Source organism: Prauserella flavalba (assembly GCF_003202235.1).
In the GTDB taxonomy this organism is placed as follows: Bacteria; Actinomycetota; Actinomycetes; order Mycobacteriales; family Pseudonocardiaceae; genus Prauserella_A; species Prauserella_A flavalba.
In genome coordinates, this window is sequence record NZ_MASU01000013.1 from 290,102 (window position 1) to 302,734 (window position 12,633).

General features: G+C 70.7%; 7 protein-coding genes. All 7 read right to left on the reverse strand.

What is annotated here, in order from left to right; translation table 11 throughout:
* Nucleotides 1-21 precede the first annotated feature (21 nt).
* Nucleotides 22-1,473, reverse strand: coding sequence for a glutamate synthase subunit beta (locus BA062_RS28650; RefSeq protein WP_110342072.1), 1,452 nt, complete (start codon nt 1,471-1,473; stop codon nt 22-24).
* Nucleotides 1,466-5,998, reverse strand: coding sequence for a glutamate synthase large subunit (gene gltB, locus BA062_RS28655; RefSeq protein WP_110342074.1), 4,533 nt, complete (start codon nt 5,996-5,998; stop codon nt 1,466-1,468). The genes BA062_RS28650 and gltB overlap by 8 nt, the downstream gene beginning before the upstream one ends.
* A gap of 436 nt (nt 5,999-6,434) precedes the next feature.
* Nucleotides 6,435-6,713 carry a hypothetical protein gene (locus BA062_RS28660; RefSeq protein WP_110342076.1) on the reverse strand — a complete coding sequence of 93 codons (279 nt, stop codon included), beginning with the start codon at nt 6,711-6,713 and terminating at the stop codon, nt 6,435-6,437.
* A 100-nt stretch (nt 6,714-6,813) separates the two neighbouring features.
* Nucleotides 6,814-7,605 (reverse strand): 2-keto-4-pentenoate hydratase, encoded by a 792-nt coding sequence (locus tag BA062_RS28665; protein ID WP_110342078.1) that lies wholly within the window; start codon nt 7,603-7,605, stop codon nt 6,814-6,816.
* 50 nt (nt 7,606-7,655) lie between these two features.
* Complete coding sequence (locus tag BA062_RS28670) at nt 7,656-10,406, reverse strand: FAD-binding and (Fe-S)-binding domain-containing protein (RefSeq protein ID WP_110342628.1); 2,751 nt, start codon at nt 10,404-10,406, stop codon at nt 7,656-7,658.
* Nucleotides 10,407-10,483: 77 nt separating this feature from the next.
* A complete protein-coding gene (locus BA062_RS28675; RefSeq protein WP_110342080.1) occupies nt 10,484-11,761 on the reverse strand; it encodes a hydroxyacid-oxoacid transhydrogenase in 1,278 nt (425 codons plus the stop codon).
* 119 nt (nt 11,762-11,880) lie between these two features.
* A complete protein-coding gene (locus BA062_RS28680) occupies nt 11,881-12,597 on the reverse strand; it encodes a GntR family transcriptional regulator (RefSeq protein ID WP_110342082.1) in 717 nt (238 codons plus the stop codon).
* Between the last annotated feature and the right edge of the window lie 36 nt (nt 12,598-12,633).

Genomic DNA, 12,633 nt, shown 5'->3' on the forward strand with positions numbered 1-12,633 from the left:
TCACTGCGATTGGGGAAGGGGTTACGCGATCGGGCGGTCCGTGGGGGCGATCGGCCTCGGGAGCACATCGCGGCCCGTGAGCTGGGCGTCCACGCCCGCGGCCGCGGAGCGGCCCTCCGCGATGGCCCACACGATCAGCGACTGCCCTCGGCCCATGTCGCCCGCCACGAACACGTTGTCCACGCTCGTCCGGTACGACGCGTCGCGCTTGACGTTGCCGCGCTCGTCCAGCTCCACGCCGAGCTGTTCGAGCAGGCCCTCGCGCTGCGGGCCGACGAAGCCCATCGCCAGCAGCACCAGCTGCGCGGGCAGCTCCCGCTCGGTGCCCTCGACGGGCACGAACTTCCCGCCCTCGTTGCGCACCTCCACGAGCTTCAGCGCCCGCAGGTTGCCCTCGTCGTCGGCGAGGAACTCCTGCGTGTTCACCGAGTACAGCCGCTCGCCGCCCTCCTCGTGCGCCGACGACACCCGGTAGATCATCGGGTACATCGGCCACGGGTGAGCGTCCGAACGCGACTGCGGCGGCTTCGGCATGATCTCCAGCTGCGTCACCGACCTCGCGCCCTGCCGGTGCGCGGTGCCGACGCAGTCGGCGCCGGTGTCACCGCCACCGATCACCACGACGTCCTTGCCCTCGGCGGTGATCGGCGGGGCGTCGAGCGTGCCCGCCGCGACGCGGTTGGCGAACGGCAGGTACTCCATCGCCTGGTACACCCCGGCCGACTCGCGGCCCGGGATCGGCAGGTCGCGCCACGCCGTCGCGCCGCCGGCCAGCACCACGGCGTCGTACTCGGACCGCAGCTGCTCGACCGTGACGTCCTCGCCGACGTTCACGCCCGCGCGGAACTCCGTGCCCTCGGCCCGCATCTGGTCCAGCCTGCGGTCGAGGCGGTGCTTCTCCATCTTGAACTCGGGGATGCCGTAGCGCAGCAGGCCGCCGATCGCGTCGGCCCGCTCGAACACCACCACGTCGTGTCCCGCCCGGGTCAGCTGCTGCGCCGCCGCCAGCCCCGACGGGCCGGAGCCCACCACGGCGACCTTCTTGCCGGTGCGGGTCTCGGGCACCTGCGGGGTCACCCAGCCCTCTTCCCACGCGCGGTCGATGATCGAGATCTCGACGCGCTTGATGGTCACCGGGTCGTCGTTGATGCCCAGCACGCACGCGGTCTCGCACGGCGCGGGGCACAGGGTGCCGGTGAACTCCGGGAAGTTGTTCGTGGCGTGCAGCCGCTCGATCGCGTCGCGCCAGTCGTCGCGCCACGTGAGCGTGTTCCACTCCGGGATCAGGTTGCCCAGCGGGCAGCCCTGGTGGCAGAACGGGATGCCGCAGTCCATGCAGCGGCCGGCCTGGTCCTTGAGCTTGGTCCGCTCGAAGTCCTCGTAGACCTCACGCCAGTCCTTGATCCGGATGTCGACCGGGCGCGACTTCGGCGTCTCCCGCTTCGTGGTCAGAAAACCCTTGGGGTCAGCCATGTGCCGCCTCCATGATCGCTTCGTTCACGTCCCTGCCGTCGCGCTCGGCCGCGGCCTGCGCCTGGAGGACCCGCTTGTAGTCCTTGGGCATCACCTTCCCGAACCGCGACAGTGCGGACTCCCAGTCGGTGAGCAGCTCGCGCGCGACGGCCGACTCGGTCTCGGCGTAGTGCCGCTCCACGGCCTCCCGCAGGAAGTCCGCGTCGGCCTGGTCGAGCTCGTCGAGGTCCACCATCTCGCGGTTGACCCGGCCCAGCTTCAGGTCCAGCACGTAGGCGACGCCGCCCGACATGCCGGCCGCGAAGTTGCGGCCCGTCGCGCCGAGCACCACGACCTTGCCGCCGGTCATGTACTCGCAGCCGTGGTCGCCGACACCTTCGACGACGGCCAGCGCGCCCGAGTTGCGCACGCAGAACCGCTCACCGACCTTGCCGCGCAGGAACAGCTCACCGCTCGTGGCGCCGTAGCCGATCACGTTGCCCGCGATGATGTGCTCCTCGGCGGTGATCGGCGACTCCTTCGGCGGGCGCACGATGATGCGGCCACCGGAGAGGCCCTTGCCGACGTAGTCGTTGCCGTCGCCGAACAGCCGCAGCGTGATGCCCTTTGGCACGAACGCACCGAACGACTGCCCGGCCGTGCCGGTGAAGGTGATGTCGATCGTGTCGTCCGGCAGGCCCTCGCCGCCCCAGCGCTTGGTCAGCTCGGAGCCGAGCATCGTGCCGACGGTGCGGTTGACGTTGCGCACCGGCAGTTCGAGCCGGACCTTGTCGCCGGAGGACAGTGCGCCCTCGGCGAGCTGGATCAACGTGTTGTCCAGTGCCTTGTCCAGGCCGTGGTCCTGGCCGACCACCTGGTGCCGCGCGGCCCTCGGCTCGAGCTCGGGCACGTGGAAGATCGGCGAGAGGTCGAGCCCGGACGCCTTCCAGTGCTCCACGGCCTTGCGGGTGTCGAGCAGCTCGGCGTGGCCGACGGCCTCGGCGACGGACCGGAAGCCCAGCGCCGCCAGGTACTCCCGAACCTCCTGCGCGATGAACTCGAAGAAGTTCACCACGTATTCGGCCTTGCCGGAGAACTTCTCCCGCAGCTTGGGGTTCTGCGTCGCGACGCCCACCGGGCACGTGTCGAGGTGACACACGCGCATCATGATGCAGCCCGAGACCACGAGCGGCGCGGTGGCGAAACCGAACTCCTCGGCGCCGAGGAGCGCGGCGATCACCACGTCGCGGCCGGTCTTGAGCTGGCCGTCGGTCTGCACGACGATGCGGTCGCGCAGGCGGTTGGCCAGCAGCGTCTGCTGCGTCTCGGCCAGTCCCAGCTCCCACGGGCCGCCCGCGTGCTTGATTGACGACAGCGGCGAGGCGCCGGTGCCGCCGTCGTGCCCGGAGATCAGCACCACGTCCGCGTGGGCCTTCGAGACACCGGCGGCGACCGTGCCGACGCCGACCTCCGACACCAGCTTCACGTGGATGCGGGCGCGCGGGTTGGCGTTCTTCAGGTCGTGGATCAGCTGCGCCAGGTCCTCGATCGAGTAGATGTCGTGGTGCGGCGGCGGGGAGATCAGCCCCACGCCCGGCGTCGAGTGCCGCGTCTTCGCGATCCACGGGTACACCTTGCCGCCGGGCAGCTGCCCGCCCTCGCCGGGCTTGGCGCCCTGCGCCATCTTGATCTGGATGTCGTCGGCGTTGACGAGGTACTCGCTCGTAACCCCGAACCGTCCACTCGCGACCTGCTTGACGGCGCTGCGGCGCTCGGGGTCGTAGAGCCGCTCCGCGTCCTCGCCGCCCTCACCGGTGTTGGACTTGCCGCCCAGCCGGTTCATGGCGATCGCCAGCGTCTGGTGCATCTCCTGCGAGATCGAGCCGTAGGAGATGGCGCCCGTCGCGAACCGCTTGACGATCTCGGAGACCGGCTCGACCTCCTCGATCGGCACCGGCGGCCGCACGCCCTCCTTGAAACCGAACAGGCCCCGCAGGGTCATCAGCCGCTCGGACTGGTCGTCGACGGCCTTCGTGTACTCCTTGAAGATCTCGTACTTCCCGCTGCGCGTGGAGTGCTGCAGCTTGAAGACGGTCTGCGGGTTGAACACGTGCGGCTCGCCCTCGCGGCGCCACTGGTAGTCGCCGCCGGTCTCCAGCTCCCGGTGCGACGCGCGGACGCCGTCGCTGGGGAACGCGCGGCGGTGCCGCTCGGCGACCTCGCGGGCCAGCAGGTCGAAGCCCACCCCGCCGAGGCGGGAGGTGGTGCCGGTGAAGCAGGTCTCGATGACCTCCTCGCCGAGCCCGATGGCCTCGAAGATCTGCGCGCCGGTGTAGGAGGCGACGGTGGAGACGCCCATCTTGGACATCGTCTTGCGCACGCCCTTGCCGAGCGCCTTGATCAGGTTGCGCGTGGCCTCCTTGGCGCTGATGCCGGGGATGCGGCCCTGCTCGGCCATCTCCTCGACCGTCGCCATCGCCAGGTACGGGTTCACCGCGGCCGCGCCGTAGCCGATCAGCAGCGCGATGTGGTGCACCTCCCGGGCGTCGCCCGCCTCGACCACGAGCCCGACCTGCGTGCGGCTCTTCTCCCGCACCAGGTGGTGGTGCACGGCGCCGGTGAGCAGCAGCGACGGGATCGCCGCGTGCTCGGCGTCGGTGCCCCGGTCGGACAGCACGATCAGCCGGGCACCGCCCGCGATCGCCTCCGACACCTCGGCGCGGATCTCGTCGAGCCTGCGCACCAGCGCCTCGCCGCCGCCCGCGACCTCGTAGGTGCCGTGCACGGTGTGGGCCTGGAACTCCGGCAGGTTGCCGTCGTCGTTGACGTGCACGAGCTTGGCCAGCTCGTCGTTGTCCAGCACCGGGAAGGGCAGCACGATCTTGCGGCAGTGCTCGGGCCCGGCCTCCAGCAGGTTCGGCTCCGAGCCGAGCTGCGTGCCGAGCGCGGTGACGAGCTCCTCGCGGATCGCGTCCAGCGGCGGGTTGGTGACCTGTGCGAACAGCTGGATGAAGTAGTCGAACAGCTGCCTCGACCTGCTGGAGAACGGCGCCAGCGGCGAGTCGTTGCCCATCGAGCCGATCGGCTCCGCACCGGAGCGGGCCATCGGCTCCAGCAGGACGTCCAGCTCCTCCTCGGTGTAGCCGAACGCCTGCTGCCTGCGGACCAGCGAGGAGTGCGTCGGCACCTCGCGCTCGCGCTCGGGCAGGTCCTCCAGGCGCAGCACGCCCGCTTCGATCCACTCGTCGTACGGGTGCTGCGAGGCCAGCTCGCTCTTGATCTCCTCGTCCTCGACGATCCGGCCCTCCGCCGTGTCGACGAGGAACATGCGGCCCGGCTCGAGCCTCCCCTTCCGGACGATCGCGGACTGGTCGAGCTCCAGTACACCGACCTCACTGGCCAGCACCACGAGCCCGTCCTCGGTGACCCAGTAGCGCGCGGGGCGAAGGCCGTTGCGGTCGAGCACGGCGCCGATCTGCGTGCCGTCGGTGAACGACACGAGCGCGGGGCCGTCCCACGGCTCCATGAGCGTGGCGTGGAACTCGTAGAACGCCCGGCGGGCGGGGTCCATCTCCTCGTGGTTCTCCCACGCCTCCGGGATCATCATCAGCACCGCGTGGGGCAGCGACCGGCCGCCGAGGTGCAGCAGCTCCAGCACCTCGTCGAACGAGGCGGAGTCGCTCGCGCCGCGAGTGATCACCGGGTAGATCCGCTGCAGGTCGCCCGGAATGAGGTCGGTCGCGAGCTGCGACTCGCGGGCGTCCATCCAGTTGCGGTTGCCGCGCAGGGTGTTGATCTCGCCGTTGTGGGCGACGTAGCGGTACGGGTGCGCGAGCGGCCAGGACGGGAACGTGTTGGTGGAGAAGCGCGAGTGGACCAGGCCGATCGCGCTGGTCACGCGCGGGTCGGTGAGGTCGGTGAAGAACCGCTCGACCTGCGGCTCGGTGAGCATTCCCTTGTAGACGATGGTGCGCGCCGACAGGCTCGGGAAGTAGACCTCCTGCTCGGCCAGCGCGTGCTCGGCACGCTTGCGCACGCAGAACGCGGCGCGCTCCAGCGCCAGGCCGGTCACCTCCTCGCGCTGCGGGGCGAGGAAGACCTGGGCGAAGTGCGGCATGGTCGTCGCGGCGGTGGGGCCGACGTGGTCGGTGTCCACGGGCAGGTCGCGCCAGCCGAGGACGCGCATGTGCTCTTCGGCGGCGATGCGCTCGATGGTCGACATGGCCTTGCCACGCGCCTCGTTGTCGACGGGCAGGAACGCCGTGCCGACGGCGTAGGCACCCGCCTCGGGCAGCTCGAAGTCGACGACCTCGCGGAAGAAGGCGTCCGGGACCTGGATCAGGATTCCGGCGCCGTCCCCCGTCTCGGGCTCGGCTCCACGGGCACCGCGGTGCTCGAGATTGCGCAGGGCGACGAGGGCCTTGCGCACGATCTCGTGGTCTCTGCGGCCGGAGAGATCGGCGACGAAGGCTACGCCGCAGGCGTCGTGCTCGTACTGCTTGTCGTACAAGCCCTCGCTCGGCTTGTGCGGTGCGTGGCGGGTCACGGCTTGCCGCCCTCCTTGGCTCGGCACGACCGGGCCGGGCTGTCAGCCGGATGGGTGAGTCCCATCCGGCTAACGGTCCGGCCCGGAATCGCGATGGTCAGTCAGGGGAGTGGCGATGGCGTTCAGCCCGTAGTGGGCGCGCATATCGCCGGTTTTCGACCACACTCCTTTGTGCGGCTCGCGTCGAGCAGCGCGGCGCGGAGGCAGGGGTTTCTCCCGCCAGTTCCGGCGCGCGCCAAATGCTCCCGGGTTCGCCGGTCTTATGACAGTAGTGTGAAATCGCCGTTATCGGGATAGGGCGAGCGTTGCACGTGGGAAACAACACTGGAGGATTGACGAGGGCCCTCCCAGGTGTCCTTCCCTGCGGTGCGGTCGTGACCAGCGACGACGTCGCGGTCTTGACCTTCCGTTTACCGTCTCCCCGGCGCTCGCCGGATCAGGCGGCGACGGTGGGTGTGCGCGCGAGATCCAGTGCCTCGCGGCCCGCCTCGGTGAGCACGGCGGGCACACGCTGGCCCGGGCGTCCCGTGATCGCGGGGGCGACGAGACCGCGCTTGGCGAGGCTGTGCGCGGTGGCCTGATCGCAGCAGGCGAGGCCGTCGATGAAGAGATCCGGCTCGCAGCTGCTGGTCATCTCCGCGCCGCCCTGGGCCACTGCCTGCAGGGTGGCGCGCTCGCGATGATTCAGGTCTGAGTCACTGCTGTCGTGAGGCATCCTGCCTCCTCGGTCGAACTGGCCCGGCCCCTATACCGGGTGGTTGCCCGTAATTCAACCCCACGACACGTCGAAGTCAGCGGAAGTTGTGGAGAAGGTCTCATTCGGGCGTGTCGAAGACAGCGGTGACGCTGCCCAGCCCGGACATGGTGGCGACCACCGTGTCGCCGGCGGCGACCGGGAAGGCCCTGGTCATCGACCCTGGCAGCACGACGTGGCCGGCTTCGAGGGTGACGCCGTGGGGGCCGAGCGTGTTGGCGAGCCACACCAGGGAGTTGAGCGGCGAGCCCAGCACCGCGCCGCCCGCGCCCGTGGCGACGAGCTCGCCGCGCTGGTGCAGCGTGCACCCGACCAGCCGCAGGTCCACGGCGGACAGCGGGGTCGGCTTGCTGCCCAGTACGACGCCGCCCGAGGAGGCGTTGTCGGCGATCGTGTCGACGATCGAGATCTTCCAGTCCTGGATGCGCGAGTCGACGATCTCCAGCGCGGGCAGCACGAACTCCACCGCCCGTGCCGCGTCGGCCACGGTCACCCCAGGACCGGACAGCGGCTTGCCGAGCACGAACGCGATCTCCGGCTCGATGCGCGGCTGCAGGAAGCCGGCCGTCCGGATCGGCTGCTGCTCCAGGTGGAACATGCCACTGAGCAGGTGCCCGTAGTCCGGCTGGTCCACGCCCATCTGTTCCTGCATGGCCGCCGACGACAGGCCCACCTTGTGGCCCTTGACGACCTCGCCGCCCGCGAGCCACGTGCGGACCTGTTCCTGCTGGATGCGGTAAGCGTCACCGACCGTGGCGCCGGGGTGGCTCTCGATGATCGGCGGCATGGGCTTACCGGTCTCGTAGGCCTGCAGCAGCTGGGCAGCGACGTCGCTCACCGCGTTCGTTTCCATGTCGTGCACCTTCGCGGGGTCAGGGGGAGCGGGCAAGGGAGGTGTTCCGGTCAGCGGGACGAGTCGGTGATCGCGCGGTCGAGCACCTGCGCCAGGTGCAGCGCCTCGCGTTCGGTCAGCTCGCCGATCTGTGTGCGGCAGCTGAACCCGTCGGCGAGCACGAGTGTGTCCTCACTGGCGGCATTGACCTCCGGCACCAGCACCCGATTGGCCGCGGCCACCGACACCTCGTGGTGCCCGCGCTCGACGCCGAAGTTGCCGGCAAGCCCGCAGCAGCCGGAGTCGAGCGTGCGGTTGCCGACACCCACCTTGGCGAGCAGCCGCTCCTCGGCCGCGTTGCCGAACACCGCGTGCTGGTGGCAGTGCTGCTGTGTGATCGCCTTCGCATCGACGGCGGGGAACTCGACCTCCGGTGCGCGGGTCTCCAGGAAGCCGGCGAGCGTCGTCGCGTCGAGCTTCGGGGCGTCGTCGAGCAGGTCGTGCACGTCGTGGCGCAGCACGGCGAGGCAGCTCGGCTCCAGCCCCACGATCGGCGTGCCCGCCGCGATCTCCGGCTCCAGCGCCTTCAGCGTCCGGCGCAGGAGCCTGCGCGCGATGCCCAGCTGACCCGTGGAGATCCACGTGAGGCCACAGCACACCGGGCCCTTCGGCAGCACCACCTCGAACCCGGCGTACGCCAGCACCCGCACCGCGGCCGTGCCGACCTCGGGGGAGAGGAAGTTCGTGAACGTGTCCGGCCACAGCACCACCCTCGGCCGGTCCCCGGCGGGCTTCGGCCGCTTCCTCAGTTCCTTGCGCAGCGACGTCGGGGCGAACTCGGGCAGGGAGCGCTCCGGCGTGATCCCGCCGAGCCGCTTCACCAGCGGCGCCAGGCGCGAGCCGAGCACGCCGTTGGCCACGCGCGGCATCGCCGAGGCGAGCCGTGCCCACAGCGGCAGGAACCCGAGCGAGTAGTGGCTCGGCGGGCGCACGCGCCGTGCGTAGTGCTGGTGCAGGAACTCGGCCTTGTACGAGGCCATGTCCACATTGACCGGACAGTCGGAGAGGCAGCCCTTGCACGCCAGGCACAGGTCCAGCGCGTCGCGCACCTCGGTGGAGCGCCAGCCGTCGGTGATCGTCTCCCCGCGCATCATCTCGAACAACAGATGCGCGCGCCCGCGCGTGGAGTGCTCCTCCCGCCGGGTGGCCATGTAGCTCGGGCACATCACGCCCGTGGAGGTGTCGACGCACTTGCCGACACCGACGCAGCGCCGCGTCGCCGTGGCGAGGCTGCCGCCGTCGTGCGGGTACTTCAGCGTCACCGGCAGCTGCCGCAGCGGGCCGTCGAACCGCAGGTCCGCGTCGAGCCTGCGCGGGTGCACGAGATTGCCGGGGTTGAGCAGGTTCTCCGGATCCCAGATCTCCTTGAACGCCTCGAACAGGCGCAGGATCTCGGGGCGGTACATGCGCGGCAGCAGCTCGGCCCTCGCCTGCCCGTCACCGTGCTCGCCCGACAGCGAGCCGCCGTGGGACACCACGAGATCGGCGGCGTCCTCCATGAACGACCGGAACCGCCGGATGCCCTCGGCCGTGGTGAGCGGGAAGTCGATGCGGACGTGGACGCAGCCCTCGCCGAAGTGGCCGTAGGGGATGCCGCGCAGCCCGTGTTTCTCCAGCAGGGCACGGAAACCGCGCAGGTACGAGCCGAGCTGCTCGGGCGGCACGGCGGCGTCCTCCCAGCCGGGCCACGCCTCCGAGCCTCCCCCAGCCCCGGGGGGCTGGGAGGTGCCCCCAGCCATCCGTGTCGCGATGCCGGCCGACGCCTCGCGGATAGACCACAGTCCCCGCATGTCGGCGGGGTCGCTCGCGATGACCGTGGTAGCGCCGGTTTCGACGCCCAGCGTCTCCGCGACCTCCTCGGCCCGCGCGAGCGTGCTGTCCGCGTCGTCGCCACCGATCTCGATGAACAGCCAGCCGCCGCCCTCGGGCAATCGGTCGAGCGCGGGCGTGCGCCTGCTCCGCACCAGGAGCGTGTCGATGAGGTCGGCGCCCATGCCCTCGATCGTCAACGGCCGCAACGGAAGCACGTGCGGCACGGCATCGGCCGCGGCGACGTCGTCGGCGTACCCGGCGACCACGAGCACCCGGGACGCGGGCGACGGGACGAGCCGCACGGTCGCCTCGGTGAGCAGCACGCACGTGCCCTCGGTGCCTACGAGCGAGCGCACCACGTCGAACCCGTTCTCGGGCAGCAGCGCGTCGAGGGCGTAACCGGACACCCTGCGGGGCAGCGCAGGAAAGCCCGTCCGCAGCAGTGCCAGGTTGCCGTCGACGAGCTCCCGCAGCCGCTCGCGCAGCCCGGCGTCGTCGAGCGAGGGGCCGATCGTGAGCCGCTTGCCGTCCGCGGTCAGCACCCCGAGCGAGACGACGTTGTCGGCGGTGCGGCCCCACGCCACGGAATGCGAGCCGCACGCGTCGTTGCCGATCATGCCGCCGAGGGTGCAGCGGCTGTGCGTGGACGGGTCGGGGCCGAACGTGAGCCCGTGCCGCGCCACCTCCGTGCGCAGCGTGTCGAGCACGACCCCGGGCTGCACCCTGGCGGTGCGGTTCACCGGGTCGATCTCCAGCACGCGGTTGAGGTGGCGGCTGTAGTCGAGCACCACGCCCTCGCCGAGCGCCTGCCCGCCGATGCTCGTGCCCGCGCCCCTCGCCGTGATCGGGACCCCGTGCGCTCGGCACACCCGCAGCGTGGCCTCGATGTCCTCGGCCGAGCGCGGGAACACCACCGCGCGCGGGACGTGCCGGTAGTTCGAGGCGTCCATGCTGAACACCGCACGCGCGGTGCGGTCGCTCTCCACCTCGCCGGTGACGGCCTCCGCGAGTTCCGCGGCGAACGTGCTCACCAGTTCTCGATCGAGTCGGCGAAGATCGCGGCGATCTCCTCTTCCCGCACTGCCCTCGGTGCCACGGCCAGTAGCCGTTGCTGCTGCATGGTGCCCTCCACGAGTGCGTCGATGTCACCCTCGCCGTAGCCGACGCCGCCGATGCCGTTCGGGATGCCGATGTCGCGCATGAGCGATGACAGCACGTACGGCAGCTGCTCGCGCTCACTGGACTGCCTCGGTGCGTGCGGGTCGAGGATGCGCGCGGCGTGGACGTGCTTGGCGGGGTCGGTGGGGTAGGTGAACCGGAACGCGGCGGGTGCGGTGAGGGACACCGATTCGCCGTGCGGCACCAGCGCCTCCTCCTGTGGGTAGTTGTTCGGCCGGTACTCCCGCACCCGTCCGGCGATGGGGTAGGCGCACGCGTGTGGAATGTGCACGCCGGCGTTGCCGAAGCCCATGCCGGCGAACGTCGCCGCGAGCATCATGTCGGTGCGCGCTTCGAGGTCGCCGCCGTTCAGCACCGCCTTGCGGAACGAGCGCGCGAGCAGGTGCAGTGCCTGCTCGGTCCAGGCGTCGGAGATGGGGTTGGAGCCGTTGTAGGCCACCCGGTTCTCCGGCTTGTGCCGGGCGAACGACGTGTAGGGCTTCGCGGTGTAGGACTCCAGCGCATGACAGAGCACGTCCATGCCGCTCGCGGCGGTCACCTCGGGCGGCATCGACAGCGTCAGCAGCGGGTCGACCACGGCCATGCTCGGGCGCAGCCGCGGATGGCTGATGCCCGACTTCACCTTGAGCCCGAGGAAGTCCATGATGCACACGGGCGTGGTCTCCGAGCCCGTGCCCGCCGTGGTGGGGACCGCGACGAGCGGCTTGAGCGGACCGGCGGGTGCCTTGCCCTGGCCGATGGGCTTGTTGACGTAGTCGAAGAGGTCCGCGGGGTAGGTCGTCATCAGGTTGATGGCCTTGGCGGTGTCGATCGACGAGCCGCCACCGACCCCGATGAAACCGTCCCAGCTGGACTGGCGCGCGAACTCCACCGCCTCGGTGATGCTCACGTCGGTGGGCTCGACATGCACCTGGTCGTAGACCTCGACGGTGAGCCCGCCCGCCTTGGCGGCGTCGGCGACCCGCTGTGGCACGCCGGTCGCGGCGACGCCGGGGTCGGTGACGATCAGCACGCGCTCGGCGCCGAGCTGGGCCAGGTCCCAGCCGATCTCGTCGACGGCTCCCGCGCCGAACTTGAGCGGCGTCGCTCCCCAGGTGAAGACGGTCTCGTTCAGGTACTCGGTCATGTGCGCCTCCTCGCGCAGCGCGGGAACCCCGACGCCCAGACAGTGGCATGTAGCATGCCACTGGTCAAGTCCCCCATCCGCAGTGAAGGCCACCTTCACTGCGGACGGGGTTGTGCCGGTCAGCCCGGGAAGTTCGTCCAGTCGAGGTTGAGCTCGGGCAACGGCGTGTCGCCGGTCCCGCCCGCGGCCGCCTCCTGGCCGAGCAGGAGCTGGGCGGTGTGCAGCAGGTGCGCGCGCATCGACTCCGCGGCCTCGCGGGCCTTGCCGTCCTCGATGAGATCGAAGATCACCTCGTGCTCGCCGAGGATGTCGTGCATCGTTCGGGAGCGGTCGACGGTCGAGTTGCCGCGCACGAGCACCATGTCGCGCAGCGAGTCGATGTAGTGGGCCAGCCGCAGGTTGCCCGACGCGGCGTTGATGGTCTGGTGGAAACGCCGGTCGGCGGCCATGAACGCGGCCTCGTCGTGCTGCCCGGCCGCGGTCCGCATGGCGGCGAGGTGCCCGCTCAGCTCCTCGATCCAGCCCGGCGGGCGCTGGCCCGTCGCCCGGAAGGTCGCGGGAACCTCCAGCAGCAGCCGGATCGCGAAGACCTCCTCCAGGTCGTGCAGCGACGTCTGCAGGATCCGGATGCCGCGGTTGCGCTCGAACCGCACCATGCCGCGCTCGGAGAGCTGGATCAGGGCCTCCCGGACGGGGGTGCGCGAGACGCCGAGCCTGGCTGCGAGGTCGTGAACCGAGTACAGGGCGCCGGGGGTCAGCTCCCCGCTCACGATCGCGCCCCTCAGCTCGTCGAAGATCTCCTTCGCGAGGTTGCGGTCGGTGTCGATCTGGCGCATCGGGTCATTTTCGCACGCGTGCAACCCGCCCGGGGC

Coding starts and splice junctions, on each gene's coding strand:
- BA062_RS28650 (WP_110342072.1), bottom strand. CDS start 1,473: ATGGCTGACCCCAAGGGTTTTCTGACCACGAAGCGGGAGACGCCGAAG.
- BA062_RS28660 (WP_110342076.1), bottom strand. CDS start 6,713: ATGCCTCACGACAGCAGTGACTCAGACCTGAATCATCGCGAGCGCGCC.
- BA062_RS28665 (WP_110342078.1), bottom strand. CDS start 7,605: ATGGAAACGAACGCGGTGAGCGACGTCGCTGCCCAGCTGCTGCAGGCC.
- BA062_RS28670 (WP_110342628.1), bottom strand. CDS start 10,406: ATGGACGCCTCGAACTACCGGCACGTCCCGCGCGCGGTGGTGTTCCCG.
- BA062_RS28675 (WP_110342080.1), bottom strand. CDS start 11,761: ATGACCGAGTACCTGAACGAGACCGTCTTCACCTGGGGAGCGACGCCG.
- BA062_RS28680 (WP_110342082.1), bottom strand. CDS start 12,597: ATGCGCCAGATCGACACCGACCGCAACCTCGCGAAGGAGATCTTCGAC.